Here is a 22,579-nt window from a genome sequence, read left to right on the forward strand (position 1 = left end):
TGCCGCGTAGCAAAGGCGCTGCAGGCGGCAGACCGTAACATTCCCGCACCATGACGATCGCGGACGTTCTATCTGAATACGACGCGCTTGGTCAGCCAATAATTGATCACCAGACAGATGGCGTCCGAGATGAATTTCGCTGCAACCGGCCATGTCACGATTTGCAGCACACCGTGCAGTACCAATGACGACATCGGCAAAGTCAACGCCATCAGGGAAAAGTAAATCACTGCCTGCCGCCAGGCTCGATCCGACCCCTGCAAACCAAACGTGAAGGCACGATTCACGGCAAAGGAGAATATGCCTGAACAGAACTTGCTGATGATATTGGCCACCAGGACCGGTACGAGCAAGTATTTACTGAGCAGGATAAAGCCACCCATGTCTATTGCGTACGCAGCGACCTGGACTGAAAGATAACGAGCAAATCGCATCACACCTCTTTACGCAAAGCATTGCCACGGCGCAAACTGAAGGGCCGTTCTGTTGTACCCGACTATTTACGGCCTATTGCGGGCATTTTTGACCCCAGCAAAGGCCTATATACACGCACCATACCTTGGCCGATATCCAGCGTGCTATTTACTGGAAGTATGGTGGTCGGCAGCGGGTAAGCCTTGCGTAGCACCACCTTGGCCCATTTGTATCCCACGCCCTCGATGCTGTAGAGAAACGCTCGCTCGATCGCATGAGCGAGCGTGCCATCTATCTGGCCCTGTTCCTCAGGGAAATCGTCGAACGTCAAACGCAACGCCAACAAAGGCTTGAGTGCATCAGTCCGACACCAGAACATGGACCCGGACGGACACTCCAGGTACACGTCGGGCTCGATCGCAACACCTTGCTCCTTCAGCAGAGCCTGTGTCGGTTCAAAATTCGGCCCCCACGCCAGGTGATTGCGCAAAGGAAAAAAATGCTGCGGGAAGACCATGCCAATGCGGTCTTGCTGCAGAAGCTCGAAAATTGAAGCGACGATCTCCGGCGACCCCAGCAGGTGGTCGTACAGATAGTCGCGCCAAGGCGCCAGCATTTCACCGCCATGCGGCGATTTTTTCGTGTGCAGGCTCAGTGCGACGTCGTACTTTCCGTAAATATCCGCGAAGCCAACCAACTTGGGGGCAATGTCCCTGCCGCGATTTTCAAACACCCGTACCTCGACCGCGCCAGATCCAAAGCCCTGCATGGCAGCCTCGATGAGATGACGCTTCTCATCAGATGTGGTCGAGATATAGACGTCGAGCTGGCCCGGCACCCGCTCGAGGTAGTTCCGGATCTGCGGTACCAGTTCGGGATAGAAAGCATGGACAACCGCGCAGGCGCGCAGCGCCGGGTCGCGAGAAACGGGATAGCCGAAGGGAACCTCGAACGCAAAGTCGTCCCGGTCCCGAGGACGGTTCGGGCCGGCTTGCGACAACGCATGACCGCCTGCCGCGGCCGAGAACAACCGCTTGAATCCGTGCAGGCCTTCGGTCCGATACATGCGGATGCTTTTCTGGACCAGGCCCATCAAGCCGCCTTCGGATACGCCCAAGGCTCCCATGGTCCGCAATGCGCGAAAGTACTTCTTCATTTTTGGTTGAGGTCGGTCGCCGGATTCAAGGCAAGCTACGGATCCAGTCCCAGGTCAACTGCATCCCGGACAGGAAATCATGTTGTGGTTGCCAACCCAACTCTTGCCGAGCCAGCGTGATATCGAGAATGCTGCGGGGCACATCGATTGGCCGCGCGGCGCCATACCGGGCGGGAATCACCAGTCCCGAAACGGCTTCTATCGCTTCGACGATCTCGGCCAGGCTGCGTCCCTCGCCCCGGCCAACGTTGAAGACACGCGAAGGCCCCTCGTGCGTCGCCGCTGCGAGCATAGCCGAGATCACATCGTCAATGTAGATGTAATCCCTTACGACTGATCCGTCACCCCAGACATCGATGGGCTCGCCCCGCAGCGCCTGGCGCATGAAGGCGGCGATCACGCCCTGGTTCTTGACGGCGGTCTGATAGGGTCCAAAGGGGTTGGCTACCCGCAGCACGCGGTATTCCAATCCGTAGAGATGATGATAGAGATGCAGGTACTTCTCTACGGCGAGCTTGGTGACGCCATAAGCCGTGATGGGTGACGTCGCGGCGCTTTCTGGGGTGGGGACATGTTCGGGAATGCCGTAGATCGTCCCGCCCGAGGAAACATAGACCACCCGGCGCACTCCTTGCGCACGGCAAGCATCAAGCAGTCGCAGCGTGCCCGCCACATTCGCATTGAGATCGCCAACCATGTCCAGATTTGCGCTGGCTGGGGTGGTAGCCGTCAGCAGGTGAAACACGGTGTCGCAACCCGCCACCGCCTCTTGCACCTTGTCGATCTGCTCGAAATCCCCGGCAATCCACTCGACCCCGGAGACCGCCTCAGGAAACGACAGGCGCCGGCTGAATACTCGCAGCGCTGCCACCCGGCCATTCAATGCCCGGCACAGATTGGTACCGATGAAGCCGCCACCACCGAGGATGGCGCAACGGGATTGGGACAGGTCCATCATGCCTGCGCCGCCGGCGATGATACTGTCGCCGCGCCGTCCAGCTCGTTACTGATCTGGCGCAAGATTTCCGCCATGCGGCGTCCCTCCACTTCCCAGTCCGTCGTCGCGGCACGCTGCAAGCCGCCCTGTCGCAGTCGTTCGGCTTCCGCGGGGTTTTCCAGGATGTCGCAGATCGCATCCGCCAAGGCGTCGATGGTGGGCGCCTCGAGCCGGGCGTTTTCGTCCGTCAACAGCCACTGCGTGCAAGGGGCTCGATTGCTCACCACAGGCACACCGCAAGCCATCAGTTCCAATGGCAGCAAAGACAGATTGGTGAACGACAGCACCAACGCGGCATCACAGCTGTTGTAGAGCTCGCTCAGCTTGTTGAGATCGACGATATCGCTATCGACATGCTTGAACGGAATCTCCCACTGCCCAAGGCGGCCCCCTGCCAGCACCGCGACCGTGTCCGGGTGACGTCGAGCCACTTCATTCAGTACGGCGAGTCCCAGTTCGAAGCCACGGCGCGGTGTCGCCGGCCTCGTATAGAAGAAGACGCGACGTCCGTCGTGGGCAACCGGATTGGCGCGGTACAACTCACGATCATAGGAGAACCCGACTGCATGCGTGCGCATGCCATATTCCGTGGCCAATTTGGTGGCCAGCCACCCTCCCGCCGTTATGCCCGTGAAACCAAATCGGTAGGTTTCTTCGGCCAATGCGTAGTCGGTGCCGACGGGATAGAACAGGGGTTCGAAGTCCTGCACGAAATAGCATTTGTGCAGGGTGGATTGAAAATTGCGTACGTCATAGGCGGTGTGCCAACCTGTCGCGATGGATATGGCCGCAGGAGGCGCATTTTCCGCTCCGATGTACACCTTGGCCTTGAGCGGAAAGAACCAGTTGGCGATGTCCGCCTCCATTTGCTCCGGCGTCATGCCTGGCAAATTCGTGACCGTGGAGATGATGCGGCACTCGAAGCCCTGGGCTTCAAGGTTGCGCACGAAACGGAAGATGTTCAGATGGCCACCCGAGCCACGGCCCGGACGCGGAATGAACCAGTTGACCGTATTGGAAGCAACCCCTTGCGCTGCCGCCAGGGAGCCGAACGGCTGGTATCGGGTGAACGCGAGGGAATCCACCACCTTGTGCTTCTTGAACGCGTCGGGATTCAGCATGGCGTTCAGCGCTCGCAGGATCGCGGCCTTGGTGCCGTGATCCTGACGAAAACGCCAGACACCACCAGCACGTTTCCAGAGAGTACCCAAATTCATGATTTCTCTTCCGCTCTAACGGATACAGTCAGGCCAGCCATCATGCGCCGGTCTCGCGAAAGCCAGTGGCGTAAACCCACTGGCAACCTGTCGGCGCGTGATCCCAGATAATGCCCTGCCGACCGCATGAAATTGCGCCACGGCATGCCCAACACAGCCAAGGGTTGACGCCAGATCAACCCTGCTTGCACGGCGTAGCGCACATCCCGCCAGGTTGCCCCCGCCCAGGCACGAACCAAGCGAAACAACGATGGCACCAACGTATAGCCAAACAGCCGAAACAGGGCGTAAGCCTCGTCAAAACTGCGCTGCATGGACTCGAAAGGCGGAAAGTCATGCGAGTGGAACACAACGCCATCATGCGCGTAGGCTTTCTTCCAGCCCTGTTTGATGACTGTCTCCGCCCACATCTGGTCTTCCGCGAAATCCACGTCCGGGTACGGAAACTGCCGCCACACGCTGCGACGGATCAACGCATTGTTATCAGAAAAAAAGTGCAGGAATTGCCGATAACCGGGATCCCTGTCGTACCGCGCACGGTCGTCCAGACTCACCACAGGCGTTGACTCGAAGTGGGAAAAGTGACGCTCCAGGTCTCGCTTGGTGAAGGGGCTGGCATCAGGATAGGCCAGATGTCTGCCGAACACGCCGGCAACATCAGGATCTTGCTCTGCCGGCCGCACCATGGCTGCCAGCCAGCCTTCATTGGCGGGCAGAGCATCGTGGGTGATCAGCACGGCGAACTCGCCTTCGGTCAAGGACACCCCCAGATTGCGGGTTTTTCCGTGACCAAATTCCGCCGGCGCTATCTCATGCAGGCGGACGCGTGGGTCGTCGAACTGGCGAACGAACTCGACCGTCCCATCCGTTGAGCCCGAATCAATGACCAGCACATCGAAATCGAAGTCTGTCTTCTGATTGCAGACGGCCGCAAGCACGGAGCGCAGGATGCCCCCCGGGTTCTTGGTCGGGATGATGACGGAAGCCTTTTTCAGCATGAGACGTTGTCCCCAAGACTGCGTTCGCGGGTCGCGGACGCGCTCGGACTGGCGAAATCAGGCAAAAGCATCCGCTTCCAGGAACTTCGCACCAAGCTCGTCCTTTTGCGACAGGCGCGGCGTGACGTCGGCGGGCCACTCGATTGCCAGGGTAGGATCGTTCCAGATCACACAGCGCTCGTGTTGCGGGGCATAGAAGTCGGTGGTCTTGTACAGAAAATCAGCCGTTTCCGACAGGACCTGGAAGCCGTGCGCGAAGCCCTCCGGCACCCACAACATACGCTTGTTCTCGGCGCTCAGCACTTCACCCACCCACTGGCCATACGTAGGCGAGCCCTTGCGCATGTCCACGGCCACATCGAACACCGAGCCGATCACCGCGCGCACCAATTTGCCCTGCGGCTGGACGATCTGATAATGCAAGCCTCGCAGCACGCCTTGCACCGAACGCGAATGATTGTCTTGCACGAAATTGACTTCGCGACCAACCGCCTCATTGAACAGCCGGCTATTGAAGCTCTCGAAGAAAAAGCCGCGGTCGTCGCCGAACACGCGAGGTTCGATGAGCAGGACGTCGGGAATAGCGGTAGGAATGATGTTCATGTAGGTACCTCGTTCTTCAACAGGCGCAATATATACATTGACGGAAACTGCCTTGGCAGACGGCGCAAGCTAAATGTGGCAAACCAGCGGGGTCACACCCCGAGAAGCCGCTTGATCTTGCGCCCCACGGCCCGCACCAGCAATCCGGCGGCGGGCATGATAGCGGGGTCCGTCGCGGCCGCGCTACCCGACCTGCGCTCTTGCAACGCCAGCGACAGCCTTTCGTTCTCGGCTTTGAGCGACGTCGCCCAATTCGAGATTTCCATCAATTCGGCATGCTTCTTGGCGGCGATGCGATTTGATAGCTCGGAGGACGAGGACTGCATAGCCGCCTCTTCCTGCCTTCTCGCCTGACTCAGGGTATCGTCCATCAGAGACGCCCTGGTGCGAACCCTGGCTGCCGCGGCCAGGTCTCCCTCCAGCGCTTGATGCGTATCCTGTTTCAGGCGCTTCCACGCAGCAATGGATATATCCGTGTAGGTCCATGCCGCGTTGTGCTTCTCGAAGAAATAGGCGAGATTCTTGAAGAACAATCCCTGGTATTTCTCGGTGCCCAGCTTGCTGAACGAAACGCTGCCCTTGTGGTAGACAAAGGCGCCTTCTGCGATCAGCAACCGATAGCCCGCACTGATGGCACGTACGCACAGATCGTCATCTTCGAACATGCCGATACCGAAAGCTTCGTCCAGCATGCCAATTTTCTCGATGACGTCACGGCGTATCGCCACGCAGAAAAACCCCAGCTTGGCCGTTTCGGAATAGATGCCATGCTGCTGCGCCAGGTAGGGTGTCGTCGCAGATATGAAATTTTCCGGCGTGACATCCGGAAGGACGATACGCTGTTCATTGCCAGCGGAGTTGGTTACCGGCCCCACCATGCCGACACCAGGGTCCTGCTCCAGCACATCCACCAACGGTGCAAGCCAGCCGGGTCCGACGAGCGTGTCGTTATTCAATAGAATGACAACACGGCCGCTGGCCAGACGCATCCCGTCGTTGTTGCCACCGGCATATCCCTTGTTCACATCATTCAAGCACAACTGCACCTTGGGGTGCCGTCGCTGAAATTCGCGCAAGTACTCTGCCGTACCGTCGCTGGATGCGTTGTCAACAACGATGAGCTCGTTGCGAGTCAGGTCGGTATGCTCGAGTATCGAGTCCAGGCAAGGCGCCGTGGTCTCGTCGAGATGGTTGTAGGCCAGAACGATGATGGAGGCGTCCATGTCACTCGTAGGATAGCTGCTCATAACGTTGGACGCCCGCTTTCAGCGCTTGGCAAAAGCTTCGGTCTGCAAAAGTTCGGCAACGCGGGCGTCCCAGGAGTTCTCCTTGGCAAGCGCAATGCGCCGAGCGATTTTCTCTTGATCGTCTTTTTGCGCCATGGCCTTTTCCAGCTGTGCAACGAACTCCTTGCCGTTATGGGCCAGGTAGCAGTCGTCAGCATACGGCGCAAGCTCGGGCAATTCGATGGAAACCACAGGTTTGCCCGCACTCAGGTACTCATAGAACTTGACCGGGTTGGTCGCCAAGGTCAGCGGCATCAATTTGAACGGGATCGTGCACACATCGAAGTATGCAAAGTATCCGGGCAATTCCGCGTAGGGCTTTTCGCCGAGCAGATGCACGTTCGACAGCCCTTGCACCGGCGCCAGGTTCGCACCCATGGTGGAGCCGATCAACACAAAATTCCACTCCGGCTTGGCGCGAGCGCAGTGGGCCACGAGCTCCATATCGAACCAGTCTGAAATGGCGCCGTAATACCCGACGATCGGCCGATCGGCATAGGCATCCAGCAGGCCGTTGCGCTCGGGTTCAGCGAAATGCTCGAACTCCGTGCCGTTCTTGATCTGGATGGTACGCGGATTCAATATGTGGCAACGGTCTTCCAGCAGCAGCGAAGAAGCCACGACCAGGTCGGCCTCTTCGATCAGCTTCTGCTCCATCTTGAGCGCGTCGGAGGTATTGGTGCAAAAGCCGGCGTGATCATCCATGCAATCAAACACCACGGTTCCGCCAAATGCCTCTTTCAGTCGCTTGGCGACGGGCCACCATCCCGGAAACTGAACCAGGTAGTGAATCGATGCCGGCTTGGCTTGTCGAATCAACTCCGACAGCGACGTGACCAGGTTTTCAAGGTCTTCGCCAGCAATCGTGTTGACATACACATTGATGGGATCACGGGACTGCAATCGGACCTGGAAGATGTCCTGGTCCAACTCATCCACGCCAAGGGCAACTGCCGCCTCGGCCGCCGAAACGAACTTGCGGCCCAGCGGCTGCAGATTCATCGACAGATAGCACGCTGCGTAGCCATGATCACGCAGCCGCGAGACGAGGTGCTGCGGCCGTTGCCAACGGAAGTCCCAATTGATGATGGGAAACGTCAATACCAGTCGCTGATTCTTGCGCGCCACCGCCTGCGCGACAGCATCCAATTTCACTTGGGCTTGCTGCTTGGCCTTGTGGCTGCGCGCCAACCGCACGACATCACCCACGGGGGTAGCCGCAAGCCGCCGCCGCGCCGCAGCCTTCACCAGGCGCACCCCGAGGCGCACGCTGCCGCGCTGATGCATCTGGGAAAGATCATTGAGTTCGCCTTGAAGGCGCTGAATCTCGGCATCGCGCTGATCCACGCGCGAGAGCGCGACAGGGAGCGCTTCCAGCTCTTGCTGCAAACGACGGATCTCGGTGTCGCGCTGTTTGACCGACTCCGCGGCGGACTGAGCCCAGACTGAAGTCTGATGGACATCACCGCTCAGCTTGGCGACTTCTGCTTCCTTGCGCTTCAGTTCGCGCACGGCCTTGGTCAATACACTTTCGTCGAGCTCGCGGGCAATCTCGTCGAACTTTTGGTCAAGAATTGCTTGCACGTCGGCCGTGGGCTCATACCGCTGTGCGGATGCCGCCGACGGCGTCTTGGAGGCTGAAACGAACACGCGATAATGCGGCGGCGCGAAATCCTGCTCGGCGAGTTCACGATTGAATGCTTCGGATGCGGCCAACACCTCGGGCTTGAGCGTCTGAACGTCCCAATAGCAGATCACCTTGGACAACAGACGATTCAGCCAAGGCGTATGGCCATGCCCAACCACGGAGGGGCTATACCCGCGCGCGCGGAAATCCTCTTCCACTTTACGCGCTGACGGCAGCCCATACTCGGTATGTTCGTGGAGCCAGCTGTACGTCTCGCCATGCACGCGGCGATACTCGTCATTGACGCGATTGTCCGTGTCGAGCGCATGCCCGCCCTCTTCCGGCGGGAACCCGAGAAGCACTGTCGTACCCGCCAGGTCCATCAGGCGCGCGAGGAAAGCATCCCTATATTGCGGCGGCACGTGTTCCAGGACGTCTACGGCGCAGACGAAATCAAATTTCCTGCCGTTCAACCTATCGGCGAACACATCGCCGCTCACCTTGTTGGGCCCGTCATTGCCCGCAAGCAGCGGATCGACATAGGTGACGTCGGCTTCCTCGATGAACCCCCCAAGCAGGCATTCGGGTCCGCTACCCACGTCCAGTACGGTCGAGCCCGGCTTCAGGCCGGCATCGCGCAGGAATCGCGCGCAGGCCAGGTAACGGCTGTACTGGTCGAAAATCATGCCTTCCGGACCGGGATGGGTCGCGGGTTCGCCTTGTTGGTCTTTCTCGGCTTGTTGCTTGGCTTCGTCTGCCATGGAGTACACCGGGAACGCGCGCATCCGCTCCTGCCAGGCATCGAGTTCCTCGGCGGAGCACGTGCGCCGCACGATGACGCCGACGCCGCATGCCCAACCCAGCGTCATGTCATCGCCGACCGAAATCAGCTCGCCCAACGGCGAGAAGATGTCGACGAAATCCTGGTGGGAAAAGCGCCAGTGATCTGCCGGATAGTCGTGCAGTTCGAAACCGGGGGAGCGGGTGGTCAGCACCAATACGCCACCCACACGCAAGGCCGACGCCATCTGATACAGCGCGCCCTGCCAATCGTAGCAATGCTCCAGCATCTCGGTGGAAACGACGGCATCGAACGATTCGCGGCCGAACTGGCTGACGATGCGAGAAGCATCCAGGACAAGGTCGACACCAGGACCTTCGAAGATGTCGATGCCGACATATTCGCTTTCCGGATCGGCAAAGATTGCCCTGAGCGTCCCGTTCACGTCGCGCGAACCGACTTCCAGCAGCCGCGCCCCCTTCTTCACATGCGGCTGTGCCAGCTTTCCCCAATCCATGCACCAAGCATTACACATCACTATTCCTCGGTAAATTCTGCTATTCGACTGTTTTCTTTTCGATTGTCTTGCCCAACCGACGGCTATTCCATTACGCCTGCGAAGAGGCCAATCTTTCAGTGATCGTCGCCGATACGGTAGTCGGCAGGTTCAACATTGCATGCACCTGTCTATCGGCAGACACCATGAATACAATGGCGTTATCCAGCCGATCGGCCATCTTGATGTCGCCAAGGTCGGTACGATACGCGACTGCCGGGCAGAAGGCGTAAGACCCCGGATGAAGCAGCGGCAGTTCGACGGTGAACGCCACCGTTGTAACGGAGCCCATCCCGCCGCTGGTGATCGTGACCTTTTCGACGTCGCTATTCGTACTGGCCAGTTCTATGCCCTTCTGCGTGCGGAATATGTAGCCAGCGATGAGCTTGCCACCGGACTCATCGGAATCGTTGCGAATACTGAACCGAAGAGTGACACGCGAGCCATGGGCCACGGTCTGCACCTGCCGCATCTGATCGTCATAAAGCCCGACCCCGATAATCGAATATTTGCCATCGCCCAGCCGCTGGTCAATATTGGGGATCGTCGATTCAATGCCATCGGGGAGCGCGACAGGCGCCCCCCCCTCGAGCAGCGCCGTCGCAGAAGGCTCGACAGTGGCATCCGTCCGCTCATAGCCAAACAGTGCGGCAAGATAACGATCGACGACTTTCGAAGCCGTATCGAAAGCGACCATTTGGCCGTTTTCCAGCCAGATGCATTTTTCGCACAATGCTCGCACAGCGCTCGCGTCATGGGACACGAACAGAATCGTGGTGCCGCGTTCGCGCAATTGTTCGAAGCGCAGCATGCATCGGTGGGTGAAGTAAGCGTCACCCACCGCCAAGGCTTCGTCGACGATCAGAATATCCGGATCGATATTGGCTTGAATGGCGAACGCCAGGCGCACGTACATCCCGCTGGAGTAGGTCTTGACCGGCTGATCGATGAAATCGCCAATCTCCGCGAAGGCAAGAATGCGGTCCATTTTGGACGCAATTTCCTGGCGACTCAGGCCAAGGATGGCGCCATTGAGGAAGACGTTCTCGCGGCCCGTGAATTCCGGGTTGAACCCGGATCCCAGCTCGAGCAGAGCGGCAACCCGCCCCACCGTACTCACGTCTCCCGAACTCTGATTCAACGTGCCGCAAATCAGCTGCAGCAAGGTCGATTTGCCAGAACCGTTGCGACCCACGATGCCGATGACTTCCCCTTTCTTGATTTCAAAGGAGATGTCCCGCAATGCCCAGAATTCCTTGAAGAACTGCTTGCGGCCACGCGTGAGCATCTGCAAGAGACGATCACGCGGACGTTCGTAGACGTGATAGCACTTGCTGACGCCGGATACCGAAATAGAGGTCTCAGAGGACATCCGCAAACCCCTTTCTGGTCTTTTGGAACCATGCAAATGCCAGGCATGCGAATACCCCCGCGGCGCCGGCGTATATCAACAAGCCCGCCACGTTCGGCTGAGCCCCAAAGAAGGCCACGGCGCGTACTTGTTCAACGATGAAAGTCAACGGATTCAAGTACAGCAGATGCCGGTAAGGCTCCGGCAGGTTCTCCGGCGGATAGAAGATGGGTGACATGAACATCACCACCGTCGTCACAATGCCGATGAACTGGGACACGTCTCGCAGATAGACCCCCAACGAGGCCAATATCCAGCACAAGCCCAGAATAAAAAGGCAGAACGGCAACAGAACGAGGGGAACGTACAGCACTGTCACGGGCGGCAGGCCAAACAGGACGAGATAGGCCGCCAGCCACACCACGAGGCTTACCAGGGTATGAAACAACGCGGCGCCAAGAGTAATCCAAGGCAAGATCTCGAGCGGGAAGACGACCTTTTTGACGAAATTGGGATTGCCAACGATAAGTCCGGATGCCTTGTTGAAGCACTCCGCGAACAAATTGAAAACGATCAGCCCCAAAAACAGCACCAGGGCAAACTCGGTGCGCGAGGCGCTACCCGTATTCCAGCGCGCCTTGAAGACGACACTGAATACAAAGGTGTAGATCGCGAGCATGATGATGGGATTGATGAAGGTCCACATCAAACCCATGATGGAACCTTTATAGCGCCCGATGACTTCACGCTTGATTGATGCGGTGATCAGACCACCGTTGCGCAGCCCACTCAGGACAAGCGCACGCGGGCTGCTCGGAAACTGCCTCATTATGGAAAAACCTCCATTGATGCCATGGCGACGCAGCCTCTTGTCGCTCCGATGGACGAAAGGCGCTGCGCAGGACACAAGGGCGAGACTCGTGAGTCCAACGCCGGATACGGGCAATACCTGGGATCGGCAGCCTTCTGGCTGCCTATGCATTTCTGTCGGGGAGTCATGCGTTATTTCTCAAGAATATTCGCAAGCATACGGGAATTGCCATTTTTTCAAGGCAGTGCGGCCACGCAAAAAGCGCAAACCTGCCTCGGGAATGGCCTATTTCTTCTCATCCCGGCTCAACCTGGGGATTCTCTGATGCCGCATGACACGGTCAGGATATCTGGCAAGAAGGCTGGCGGCCGCACCAGATGCAGCGCCCCCCCCCCTTGCCATCAGTTCACGCCAGCCGCATGCGCCTGCTCATCTGCGTGGTACGAAGAACGCACCATCGCACCCACCGCCGCGTGCGAAAAGCCCATCGCATAGGCTTCACGCTCGAACATCGCAAACGTATCCGGGTGCACATAGCGCAGCACCGGCAGGTGGTGTTCGGACGGCTGCAGGTACTGGCCGATGGTCAGCATATCGACGTTGTGCGCACGCATGTCGCGCATGACCTGAAGGATTTCCTCGTCGGTCTCGCCCAGGCCCAGCATCAAGCCGGACTTGGTGGGCACTTCCGGATGCAACTGCTTGAACTCGGCCAGCAGCTTGAGCGAGTGCATGTAGTCGGACCCCGGGCGGGCCTGCTTGTACAGGCGCGGCACGGTTTCCAGGTTGTGGTTCATCACGTCGGGAGGGCCGGCGTTCAGGATGGTCAGCGCACGGTCCAGGCGGCCGCGGAAGTCGGGCACCAGCACCTCGATGCGGGTGGACGGCGACAATTCGCGGATATGGGTGATGCAATCGACGAAGTGGCCAGCGCCGCCATCGCGCAGGTCGTCGCGGTCGACCGAGGTGATCACCACGTACGAAAGCTTCAAGGCGGCGATGGTGCGCGCAAGGTTGAGCGGCTCGTTGGTATCCAGCGGGTCGGGGCGGCCATGGCCCACGTCACAGAACGGGCAGCGGCGGGTGCACTTGTCGCCCATGATCATGAACGTGGCCGTGCCCTTGCCGAAGCACTCGCCGATGTTCGGGCACGAGGCTTCTTCGCAGACCGTGTGCAGGTTGTGCTCGCGCAGGATGCGCTTGATGTCGTAGAAGCGGGAACCGGGCTGGGCAGCCTTGACGCGGATCCATTCCGGCTTCTTCAGGCGTTCGGCGGGGATGATCTTGATAGGAATGCGCGCCGTCTTGGCCTGGGATTTCTGCTTCTGCGTCGGATCGTAGACCGCTTCGGCAGGCGTAGCGGCGGGTTCGTTCGAGGGAACAGACGACTCGGCAAGCGTAGACATGAGACACCTTCACGACCGGCGCGGATCGCGCCGTGGTCTGAGACAAAAAACGCATTTTACCCTCCCTGGGGGCTTCCGCCCTGAACGGCCTTTGGCCGGGCGGCTGACCAGGCTGGGTTATCGTCACGCCTGATGAATTCCACCCCGCCCGTCATGCCCTCCCCATCCGTCCCCCGTCCCATCGCCCTGGTCTCCCCTCGCCTGGACTCGCCGCCCGCGCCGCGCGCGATCCAGGCCATCGCCGACCGGCTGGCAGTCGCCGGCTACTACCTGGCCACCGGCTCCTGGCGCGAGCCCGGCCTGCTGCCGGGCTTGGCCGTGCTGCGGCCCGCCGCCGTCCTGGTCCTGGGGCCGCTGGACGATCCGCAACTGCGTGCCGCCGTCGCGGCGCTGGACGTTCCGGTGGTGGAAACCTGGGGCCTGCCGGAAACTCCGCTAGACAGCGTCGTCGCGATCGACAACGCCGAAGCCGGCCGCCAAGCGGCCCGCCATTTCGCCGAAAAGAAATTCGCCCAGGTCGCCTGCATCAGCGCCGACACCCCCTGGGAGCGGGCCCGGCGCGAGGGCTTCATCAGTGCGGCGGCCGCGCTGGGCCTGACCCAGGTGGCAGACATCGTGCAACCCGAGGCCCTGCAGATGAACGATGGCCGCATGGCCTTCCTGCGCCTGTTGGCGACCAATACGATTTTCGATGCGGTGTTCTGCACGTCGGATCTGTTGGCCGCCGCGGCCGTGTCCGAAGCCCACAACCGCGATCTGCACGTGCCGCAGGACCTGGCGGTGCTGGGTTTCACCGACGATGGCAGTGCCCCGCAATGGGTACAGGGCCTGACGACGCTGGGGGTGGATGCCGCCGACCTGGGCCGTGGCGCAGCCCAATTGTTGCTGGACCGGCTGGACGGCGAACAGCCGCCCGGCACTCAGGTCACGATGGAAGTGGTGTTCGAGCCGCGTCTGAGCACGTAGCCGGCCCGGGCCGGCAGCGGGCGGGCCGCCCTCTGGTCAAGCCCCGGTTTCGTACAGGGCCGGAAACCCGCTGTCGCGCAACATGGCGTCGGCTTCGCGCAGAAACGCCGGCGTGGCGGTTTCGGGCACCCGTACCAGCCATTGCACGGCCTCTTCCTTGCGGCCGCGCTGCAACAGCATGCGGCCCAGATGGAACATGCCGCGGAAGTCACCGCCTTCGGCGCAGCGCTGGTAGCAATCGAAGGCGCGTTCCAGGTCTTGCGCCACGACATCGCCGGCTTCGTAGAAGCGGCCCACGATACCGATGGATTTCACATGGCCGCCCTGCGCGGCCTGCTGGTACAGGGCCAGCGCCGCGGCGCGGTTCTGCACCACGCCGCCACGGCCGCTCTTGAGCATGTGGGCATAGTTGTACATGCCCCAGTCCAGCCCGCGGTCAGCAGCCAGCCGGAACCAGTACGCCGCGACGGTATCGTCCGGCGCCACGCCCCAGCCGTTCTCGTAGCAGCGGCCCACCATGTTGATGGCCATCAGGCTGTCGCCATTGGCGGCGCGCTTGAACCACGCCAGTGCTTCGGCCTGGTCTTGCGGCATGCCGATGCCGTCCAGCAGCATCTGGCCGAAAATGGTCTGCGCCTCGGCCAGGCCCATGCCGGCCGCGGTTTGTATCCAGGCAGCGTACGCCTCGACCGGCCCGGCACGCAGCTGCGCCAATTGTTCGGGCGAGGTCGCGGCCACGTCGGCGGGAGTGAAGCTGAATGTCATGCAGGAGTCCTTGCCTGGCGCCAGGCGCGTGCCAGATTGCGCGCCAGCGTGTCGCCGACGTCGGTAGGGTCTTGCCGGACGCCGCAGGCCGCCATGTCGACGGTGCGCAGCCCCGCGTAACCACAGGGGTTGATGCCCAGGAACGGCGCCAGGTCCATGGCCACATTGAGCGACACGCCATGGTAGGCGCGGCCATTGCGGATCTTGATGCCCAGCGCGGCGATCTTGGCCAGGTCGCCGCCGCCCGGCGCGGGCACGTAGACGCCCGGCGCCCCCGGCTTGCGGCAGGCGCCGGCCACGCCCACGTCATTCAGCGTGTCGATCACCGCGGATTCCAGCAGCGCGACGTATTCCTTCACGTACATATCGACCCGGCGCAGGTCGAACAACGCATAGGCCATGACCTGGCCGGGGCCATGATAGGTCACCTGGCCGCCGCGGTCGCAGTGGACGATGGGAATGGCGCCCGGGTTCAGCACGTGCTCGGGCAAGCCGGCCTGGCCCAGCGTGTAGACGGGCGCATGCTCGCACAGCCAGATTTCATCAGGCGTCTCGGCCGACCGCTGGTCGGTATAAGCCTGCATGTCCCGCCAGACGGACAGGTAGTCCGCCGGCCGCGCGAGCCACTTGATCACGGCAGCCTTCTTGCCTTACAGGACAATCGACACCATGGGATGGCCGTGCAGCGCCTGGTACAGGCCGTCGAGCTGCTCGCGCGAGGTGGCGCGCACCGTGAAGGTCAGGCCCAGGTAGTTGCCGCCCTTGCTGGGCCGCATTTCGACCGTGGCGGCATCAAAGCCCGGGTCGAAGCGCAGCACGACGTCGGTCAACGTCTGCGCAAAATCGGGGTGCTGCTTGCCCATGACCTTGATGGGAAAGTCGCTGGGGTACTCGATGAGGGAGTCTTCGGGCGGAATATGCATGATGGATGGCCTGGAGCGTCAATTCATCTATATGGGGGCAGGCATCGCCCAGGCAAGGCCCGCCCGTCAGGGCGGGCGACGCGGGGGGGCTGGTCACAGCGCCCCCGCAGGGCCGGCTTAGCGCGCGGCGATGCGGGCATCATAACCCGCGCGCAATTGCTCAAAAACGGGGCCGGGCTTGCCCGAACCCACCGGCCGGCCGTCCAGCGAGACGATCGCCAGGACTTCCTTGGTAGCCGAGGACAGCATCAGTTCGTCCGCCTGAGCGACTTCGTCCTGGGTGATGCGGCGCGCTTCGAAGGCGATGCCGGCTTCGGTCGCCAGCTCGCCCATCAGGCCGTAGCGGATGCCTTCCAGGATGAGGTTGTTCTTGGGCGGCGCCAGCAGCTTGCCGCCGGACACGACCCAGATGTTGGTGGACGAACCTTCGGTCAGGAAACCGTCGCGGAACTGCAGCACTTCGTCGACATGGGCGTCCACGGCCTGCTGCTTGGCCAGCACGTTGCCCAGCAACGACACGGACTTGATCTCGCAGTGCAGCCAGCGTTCGTCGGGGATGCTGATGGCGGACAGGCCTTGCGTGCGGGCCTCGGCCGACGGCGGCGCCCACGCCGACACCATGCCGAAGACGGTCGGCGTGACCGGCTGGGCCGGGAACGGGTGATCGCGCTTGGCGACGCCGCGCGTGACCTGCAGGTAAACGATGCAGGTCTCGAGGTTGGAACGGGCCAGCAGCTGTTCGATCAGGTCGATCCAGCCGGCGCGGTCGAACGGCTGGGCGATGCGCAAGGCCGCCAGGCTGCGGTCAAGACGGTCCAGGTGCTCGGCCATGCGGAAGGCATTGCCGCGATAGACCGGCACGACTTCGTAGATGCCGTCGCCGAAAATGAAGCCGCGGTCCAGGACAGAGATCTTGGCCTCGTCCACGCGCAGAAACTCGCCATTGAGAAACACCTGGCTTTCGCCCGGTACGCCCGGAATCATGAGCCGCTCCTGAGAATCAAATGGATAGGGACGGGCCACCCGGCCCGCCCCTTGGGATAGAGCTTACACCCGCGGCCGCGCCCGTGGCGCGCCCGCTTACTGGAACCAGCGCTTGACGGTATCGGCCATGCGGCCGAAGAAGCCCGCGCGTTCGACGGCGTCCTGCACCACCAGAGGTTCGGTGCGCAGCACCTTGCCATCCAGCGTGAATTGCAGCGTGCCAACCTGCTGGCCCTTGGCCAGCGGGGCGATCAGCGGGTCCGTGCGCTGCGCCACCGGCTTCAGGTCGCCGGCCTTGCCGCGCGGCACCGCCACCGACACCGGGTTGGGCGGGCCCAGCTTGACGTTGTCGGCCGTGCCTTCCCAGACGCGGGCGTCGATGCCGGGCTGGCTCTTGTCGAAGAGCTTGACCGTGTCGAAATTCTGGAAGCTCCAGTTCAAAAGCTTCAGGCTTTCTTCGGCGCGGGTGGCTTCACTGTCGGTGCCCACCACCACGACCAGGATGCGGCGGTCGCCACGCACCGCGGTCGACACCAGGCAGTAGCCCGCGGAATCGGTATGGCCGGTCTTCATGCCGTCGACCGACGGGTCGGCCCACAGCAGGCGGTTGCGGTTGGGCTGGGTGATCTTGTTGTACGTGAAGCTCTTCTGCTTGTAGTAATGGAAGAACTCGGCGTGGTCGGTGATCAGATGCGCGGACAGCGTGGCCAGGTCGCGCGTGGACGTCATGTGCTGCGGATCAGGCAGGCCCGTGGCGTTCATGAAGTGGGTATTGCGCATGCCCAGGCGTTCGGCTTCCTGGTTCATGAGCGAAGCGAAGGCGGACTCGCTGCCGCCAACCGCTTCGGCCAGCGCGACGGACGCGTCGTTGCCCGACTGCACGATCATGCCCTGGTTCAGTTCGTCGACCGTGACCGGCTTGCGCGGCTCGATGAACATGCGCGAGCCGCCGGTGCGCCAGGCATGCTCGGACACGGGCACAGTCTGCTCCAGCGTCAGGCGCTTTTCTTCCAGCGCGTTGAACACGACGTAGGCCGTCATGATCTTGGTCAGCGAGGCCGGCTCGACCTTCATGTCCGGATTGGAGGCGGCCAGAGTCTGGCCGCTGTTCACGTCGATCACGATCCAGGCCTTGGCCGCGATGGTGGGCGCCGGCACCGCCGACACATCGCCCACCGGCACCACCCCCGAGGCCGTCGGCGCGGGCGCCGTGGCGCCGGCGGCCGCGGGTGCCGCGGCGGGCGCCTGCTGGGCCCAGGCCGGCAGCGAGGCCGCAAGCATCGCCGACAACACCGCGCCGGCCAACGCGCGACGGGCAAAGACAACGGGGGATTGAGCGGAGTAAGGCAAATTCTTCATCGGCAACGTGGGTCCAGGAAAGACGCCCGCTGGCGCGGGGCAAGTGGCTGACAATTATAGGCAGTCGATAGGACCCATCCGCCCCGGGATGGGTTCCTTGGTCATTTAAAACATGCAACCTGATGCAACTCGCCGCGCGTCGCGACGCGTGGCTCAGTCCAGCGCAACCTTCAGGCGTGCCTGCACCAATTGGCGCAGCACCAGCAGCTTGCCATGGAAGAAGTGCGACGCGCCGGGGATCACCACCACGGGAATCGAACGCGGCCGGGCCCAGTCCATGGCTTCGGACAAAGGCACGACTTCGTCTTCTTCGCCATGCACCATCAGCGTATCGTCAGGAACCTGGACCTCATGCGACTGGAAGCGGTTCACCGCCGGACCCATCAACATCAGCGCGCTGGGCAAGACGGTGTCGCCCTGCTCTGCCAGCGCCGCGTAGGTTTGCGCGGCCACGGCGGTGCCGAAGGAAAATCCGGCCAGCACCCAGGGCGCGGTGGCCAGTTCCGGATGGCGTTCGCGCATCTGCGCCACCACCGCCAGCATGTCCTGGGTTTCGCCCACGGACTTGTCGAACGCGCCCTCGGACAAACCGACGCCGCGGAAGTTGGGGCGCACCGCCACCAGCCCGTGCTGCACGCAGGCGCGCGACAGCGTGGTCACGACTTTGTTTTCGCGGGCGCCGCCTTGCAGCGGGTGCGGATGCAGCACCAGGGCCCAGCCCCGCGGCGTGCCGTCGGGCCAATCCACCGCGCAATCGATGCGGCCGGCGGCTCCGGTGAAGGCGTGGGTTTCAGTGCTTGCGGGCATAGGGGTACTCGTGCTGCGTGAAAAAGGGAATGTTAACCGGCGAGGCGTCAGCGGGCGGGCCGCGCCGCGGCTATCGGATTGCTGGCCAGCCACTGCGCCAGCTGGTCGGCGGCGTCATCGGTGGCCTGACGCAAGGCGGCTACGCCACCGGCAGCGTCCTGCGTCGGTGCGGGGGCCTGGGTCGCGATGCGCACCTGGCCAGCCACGTCGCGGCCATTGAGCAGCACCGCCTGCAACAGCACGCGGCCCTCGCTGGCCGAGCCGTCGGGCGTGAACACCTGCTCGAACTGCGACAGGTAGACCTGCAACTGCGGCGTCTGGCCGCTCGCCCGATCAGCCAACACCGGGCCTTGGCGCGACAGACGTTCGATCAGGCGTTGGCGCACCAGGTCGGACGGCGACGACGACCAGCGGTAAGTGGCGTAGGACTTGGGCGCCGCGCTGTCGCCGACACGCCAGACGATGCCGGTATCGGACAACGCCGGCACGGCCGAGAACACCAGCGCGATGGGTTCGCGCGCCGGCAACTGCGGTGTGGGCCGGGCGTCCAGCCCCAGGTCGAAGACGGCGGGCGGCGCGCCGACGCGGCCGACCCCGCAGCCGGCGAGCGCCAAAGTCAGGATCAGAATCGCGCTACGCATCTTCATTTCGGCTGTCTCCCAAATCCGGCAAAGCCGGCCTCGCCGGGCCCGGGCGCAACCGGCGCCGGCCCGAACAACAACGATTGCGGCGAATTATCCACACGCCGCAAGGTAAAGGTAGCGCCGCGCGCGGCCGCGCTGACGTTGGCCGCCATGCTGGTGAAGGCGGGCAGCGTTTCGCCGTCCAGGCGTGACGCGGCAAAGGCGATGTCGTTCAGGCTGCGCGTGGCGGTAGCCAGCGGGCCGTCGGGTGCGTTCAGGCGCGCCAGCGACTGCCGCGCCTGCTGGGCCAGGTCGGCCACTTCGCGCGCCGCGCGGTCGGCCTGGCGCGACGTGCTGCCCAGCGAATCCATCAGCGGCCCCAGCTTGGCCAGGGTCGGGCTCAGATCGCGGGTGGCGTCCTTGAGCGACTGGGTGATGTCGGCGGCATTCTGCAAACTGGCGGTCAGCGCCTGCACGTTCTGCTGGCTCAGCAGCCGGCGCAACTGCTCGGTCGCGTCTTCCACATTGGAAATCAGCCGGCCGCCGCGTTGCTCGATGCGGTCCAGGAAGCCCGGGCGCAAGGGAATCGCGGCGGGATTGGCGTCGCTGGAGGCCAGCCGCTTGAACGAACTGCCGTCATCGCGCAGTTCCACATTGGCCATGCCGGTCACGCCCTGCACGCCCAGCTCTGCCCAGGTCGATTCGGTGATGGGCGTGTTGGGCGCCACGCCGATGCGGATCCGCACCTGCCCGGGCTTATCGGGGTTCAGCGCCAGCGACTGCACCTTGCCCACCGGCACGCCCTGGTAACGGACGGTCGATTGCGGGTTCAGGCCGCTGACGGCAGTGGCCGACACGATTTCATAGGTTTGCAGTTTGGTCCGATCGCGGCCGATCCAGACGGCCACCAGCGCAGCGGCGGCCAGGAGGACCAGCGTGAAGATGCCGGCCATGAGCGCGTGACTACGGTTTTCCATGATGCGTTCCCTTCGGCGCCATGTCCCCAAGCGCACGCAGACCGCGTTCGCCCAGGAAGAATGTGTGAATGAACGGGTGATCGACCTTCAGTACTTCCGGCACCGTGTCGCATACGATCACCCGCTTGTCCGCCAGCACGGCGACACGGGTGGCCAACGCGAGCAGCGTGTCCAGATCGTGCGTCACCATGACGACGGTAAATCCCAACTGCCGGTGCAGGCTGCGCACCAGGTCCACGAATTCGTCCGAACGCAACGGGTCCAGGCCCGCCGTGGGCTCGTCCAGGAACACCAGTTCAGGGTCCAGCGACAACGCGCGCGCCAACGCCACGCGCTTGACCATGCCGCCGGACAGGTCCGACGGCCGCTTGCCGGCGTCCTGCGCCGTCAGGCCCACCATGGCCAGTCGGCACATCACGACGTCGTGCACCAGGTCTTCGGGCACCGTGCGCAGTTCACGCAGCGGCAGCGCCACGTTGTCGAACACGGACAGCGCCGAAAACAGCGCGCCGGCCTGGAACAGCATGCCCCAGCGGTACGACAGACGACGCCGCTCGGCGGTCGTCAGCTCGGACAAGGTATTGCCCAGCACCTGGATGGTGCCGGCCGCCGGCTGGTCCAGCCCGATGATCTGGCGCAGCAGCACCGTCTTGCCCGTGCCCGAACCGCCCACCAGCACCAGGATCTCGCCGGGAAACACCGTCAGGTCCAGGTTGTCGTGCACGACGTGGTCGCCAAAGGCGGTACGCAGGCCCCGCACGGTGATGACCGGCGCAACCGTGACATGCTCTTCGGTGAACAGGCGATGTTGTTCGGCGCCGGCCATCAGATGCCCACCGAACTGAAAATGACCGCGTACAACGCGTCCAGCAGGATCACGCCGGTGATCGACGTGACCACCGAAGTCGTCGTGCCGCGCCCCAGGCTTTCCGTGTTGGGCTGGATGCGCAAGCCGAAATGGCAGGCGATCAGCGCGATCAGCATGCCGAAGGTCACGCCCTTCAGGATGCCGATCCAATAATTGGTCAGGGAAATTGCGTCGGGCAAGGATTGCAGGAACCACTGCGCCGACACGCCCAGCTGCACCTGCGCGGCCAGCATGCCGCCCAGGATGGCCATGGCGTCGGTCCAGAGCACCAGCAACGGCATGGTGACCGCCAGCGCCACCACCCGCGGCAGAATCAGCCGCTGGCCGTGCGAAATGCCCATCACCAGCATCGCATCCAGTTCCTGCGTGACCCGCATGACGCCGATCTGCGCGGTGATGGCCGACCCCGACCGCCCCGCCACCAGGATGGCAGCCAGCACCGGCCCCAGCTCGCGCACGATGGACACGCCCAGCAGCCTGACGATGAAGCGGTCCGCGCCAATCATCTGCAACTGCTGCGCCGACAGATACGACAGCACCACGCCGATCAGGAACCCCACCAGCGCCGTGATGCCCAGGGCCTGCGCCCCCGTGCGGTAGATCTGGGCCGAGATCTCGCGCCAAGGGCCCCGCGAGGGCCGGCGCAGCATGCCGAAGAAATCCAGCACCAGTTGCCCCAGCATCACCAACAGGGCGCGGCCGTTCTCGGCCGCCTGCAGCACCGCGTCGCCCACGGACCGGACCCAGCCCCACGAGGCCTCGGGGCGCGGCGGCGCCTGGCGCTCGCCCTTGTTCAGCGCCAGGGCATTGAACACGTCCTGCTGGCCGGCCGACCAGCGCACCCGTTCGGGCAGCTTTTCGCCCCAGGCCTGCCAGATCAGCAGGGCGCCGATGGTGTCCAGCCGGCTGATGCAGTGCAGGTCCCAGCGCGCGTCTTCGCTGACAGCCTTGGCCATCGCGGCGCGGCGCCGTTCGACCTCGCCGGGCTCGGCCAGCGCCAGAACGCTCCAGTCGCCCCCCACATGGCACACGCCCGCTTCCTGGCGGAAGGGCGCGGCGGCGGACGCGGATGGGGAAGAATGCGGCATGAAGACATGATACCGA

General features: G+C 62.7%; 22 protein-coding genes. 1 reads left to right on the plus strand and 21 read right to left on the minus strand.

The genetic code is table 11. The features are described from left to right. Positions 1-68: 68 nt before the first annotated feature. From AC3WMR_RS25705 to lipA, 11 genes are all read right to left on the minus strand, one after another. Complete coding sequence (locus AC3WMR_RS25705; RefSeq protein WP_492266046.1) at positions 69-434, minus strand: GtrA family protein; 366 nt, start codon at positions 432-434, stop codon at positions 69-71. A gap of 62 nt (positions 435-496) precedes the next feature. Next, positions 497-1,570 (minus strand): rhamnan synthesis F family protein, encoded by a 1,074-nt coding sequence (locus AC3WMR_RS25710; protein WP_492266045.1) that lies wholly within the window; start codon positions 1,568-1,570, stop codon positions 497-499. A gap of 25 nt (positions 1,571-1,595) precedes the next feature. Then, positions 1,596-2,528, minus strand: coding sequence for an NAD-dependent epimerase/dehydratase family protein (locus AC3WMR_RS25715; RefSeq protein WP_492266044.1), 933 nt, complete (start codon positions 2,526-2,528; stop codon positions 1,596-1,598). Then, the gene (locus tag AC3WMR_RS25720; protein ID WP_492266043.1) at positions 2,525-3,784 is read right to left on the minus strand and encodes a glycosyltransferase family 4 protein; all 1,260 of its coding nucleotides are present in this window, start codon (positions 3,782-3,784) and stop codon (positions 2,525-2,527) included. The genes AC3WMR_RS25715 and AC3WMR_RS25720 overlap by 4 nt, the downstream gene beginning before the upstream one ends. Further along, positions 3,781-4,782: a glycosyltransferase family 2 protein gene (locus AC3WMR_RS25725; RefSeq protein ID WP_492266042.1), complete on the minus strand. Its 1,002-nt coding sequence runs from the start codon at positions 4,780-4,782 to the stop codon at positions 3,781-3,783. Before AC3WMR_RS25725 ends, AC3WMR_RS25720 begins: the two co-directional genes overlap by 4 nt. 57 nt (positions 4,783-4,839) lie before the next feature. Continuing rightward, positions 4,840-5,385: a dTDP-4-dehydrorhamnose 3,5-epimerase gene (rfbC, locus tag AC3WMR_RS25730; RefSeq protein ID WP_492266041.1), complete on the minus strand. Its 546-nt coding sequence runs from the start codon at positions 5,383-5,385 to the stop codon at positions 4,840-4,842. 92 nt (positions 5,386-5,477) lie between these two features. Beyond that, positions 5,478-6,608, minus strand: coding sequence for a glycosyltransferase family 2 protein (locus tag AC3WMR_RS25735; protein ID WP_492266040.1), 1,131 nt, complete (start codon positions 6,606-6,608; stop codon positions 5,478-5,480). 42 nt (positions 6,609-6,650) lie between these two features. Then, positions 6,651-9,596 (minus strand): methyltransferase domain-containing protein, encoded by a 2,946-nt coding sequence (locus tag AC3WMR_RS25740; protein ID WP_492266039.1) that lies wholly within the window; start codon positions 9,594-9,596, stop codon positions 6,651-6,653. A 91-nt stretch (positions 9,597-9,687) separates the two neighbouring features. Further along, entirely contained in the window at positions 9,688-11,007 is a 1,320-nt protein-coding gene (locus AC3WMR_RS25745) for an ABC transporter ATP-binding protein (protein WP_492266038.1), read from the minus strand. Then, the gene (locus AC3WMR_RS25750; protein WP_492266037.1) at positions 10,997-11,815 is read right to left on the minus strand and encodes an ABC transporter permease; all 819 of its coding nucleotides are present in this window, start codon (positions 11,813-11,815) and stop codon (positions 10,997-10,999) included. The genes AC3WMR_RS25745 and AC3WMR_RS25750 overlap by 11 nt, the downstream gene beginning before the upstream one ends. Positions 11,816-12,198: 383 nt before the next feature. Beyond that, the gene (gene lipA, locus AC3WMR_RS25755) at positions 12,199-13,203 is read right to left on the minus strand and encodes a lipoyl synthase (RefSeq protein ID WP_175216995.1); all 1,005 of its coding nucleotides are present in this window, start codon (positions 13,201-13,203) and stop codon (positions 12,199-12,201) included. A gap of 153 nt (positions 13,204-13,356) precedes the next feature. Between lipA and AC3WMR_RS25760 the strand changes: the two genes are divergently transcribed. Continuing rightward, the gene (locus AC3WMR_RS25760; protein WP_492281595.1) at positions 13,357-14,169 is read left to right on the plus strand and encodes a substrate-binding domain-containing protein; all 813 of its coding nucleotides are present in this window, start codon (positions 13,357-13,359) and stop codon (positions 14,167-14,169) included. 36 nt (positions 14,170-14,205) lie between these two features. On the opposite strand, the gene AC3WMR_RS25765 is transcribed toward AC3WMR_RS25760, so the two are convergent. The 10 genes from AC3WMR_RS25765 to AC3WMR_RS25810 form a co-directional block, all read right to left on the minus strand. Further along, a complete protein-coding gene (locus AC3WMR_RS25765; RefSeq protein ID WP_492266035.1) occupies positions 14,206-14,934 on the minus strand; it encodes a tetratricopeptide repeat protein in 729 nt (242 codons plus the stop codon). Beyond that, positions 14,931-15,569 carry a lipoyl(octanoyl) transferase LipB gene (gene lipB, locus AC3WMR_RS25770; protein WP_492266034.1) on the minus strand — a complete coding sequence of 213 codons (639 nt, stop codon included), beginning with the start codon at positions 15,567-15,569 and terminating at the stop codon, positions 14,931-14,933. Before lipB ends, AC3WMR_RS25765 begins: the two co-directional genes overlap by 4 nt. 15 nt (positions 15,570-15,584) lie before the next feature. After that, complete coding sequence (locus AC3WMR_RS25775; protein WP_492266033.1) at positions 15,585-15,857, minus strand: YbeD family protein; 273 nt, start codon at positions 15,855-15,857, stop codon at positions 15,585-15,587. A 117-nt stretch (positions 15,858-15,974) separates the two neighbouring features. Further along, positions 15,975-16,841 (minus strand): D-amino acid aminotransferase, encoded by an 867-nt coding sequence (locus AC3WMR_RS25780; RefSeq protein ID WP_492266032.1) that lies wholly within the window; start codon positions 16,839-16,841, stop codon positions 15,975-15,977. A gap of 96 nt (positions 16,842-16,937) precedes the next feature. Beyond that, complete coding sequence (locus AC3WMR_RS25785; protein WP_175192402.1) at positions 16,938-18,200, minus strand: D-alanyl-D-alanine carboxypeptidase family protein; 1,263 nt, start codon at positions 18,198-18,200, stop codon at positions 16,938-16,940. A gap of 153 nt (positions 18,201-18,353) precedes the next feature. After that, a complete protein-coding gene (locus AC3WMR_RS25790; protein WP_492266031.1) occupies positions 18,354-19,007 on the minus strand; it encodes an alpha/beta hydrolase in 654 nt (217 codons plus the stop codon). A 47-nt stretch (positions 19,008-19,054) separates the two neighbouring features. Further along, positions 19,055-19,654, minus strand: coding sequence for an ABC-type transport auxiliary lipoprotein family protein (locus tag AC3WMR_RS25795; RefSeq protein WP_492266030.1), 600 nt, complete (start codon positions 19,652-19,654; stop codon positions 19,055-19,057). Next, positions 19,651-20,607: an MlaD family protein gene (locus AC3WMR_RS25800; RefSeq protein WP_492266029.1), complete on the minus strand. Its 957-nt coding sequence runs from the start codon at positions 20,605-20,607 to the stop codon at positions 19,651-19,653. The genes AC3WMR_RS25795 and AC3WMR_RS25800 overlap by 4 nt, the downstream gene beginning before the upstream one ends. Continuing rightward, positions 20,594-21,433, minus strand: a complete 840-nt coding sequence (locus tag AC3WMR_RS25805) for an ABC transporter ATP-binding protein (protein ID WP_025136257.1) — start codon at positions 21,431-21,433, stop codon at positions 20,594-20,596. Before AC3WMR_RS25805 ends, AC3WMR_RS25800 begins: the two co-directional genes overlap by 14 nt. Beyond that, positions 21,433-22,563: an MlaE family ABC transporter permease gene (locus AC3WMR_RS25810; protein WP_025136258.1), complete on the minus strand. Its 1,131-nt coding sequence runs from the start codon at positions 22,561-22,563 to the stop codon at positions 21,433-21,435. Before AC3WMR_RS25810 ends, AC3WMR_RS25805 begins: the two co-directional genes overlap by 1 nt. Between the last annotated feature and the right edge of the window lie 16 nt (positions 22,564-22,579).

This window comes from Achromobacter sp. FW305-C-28 (assembly GCF_058783235.1).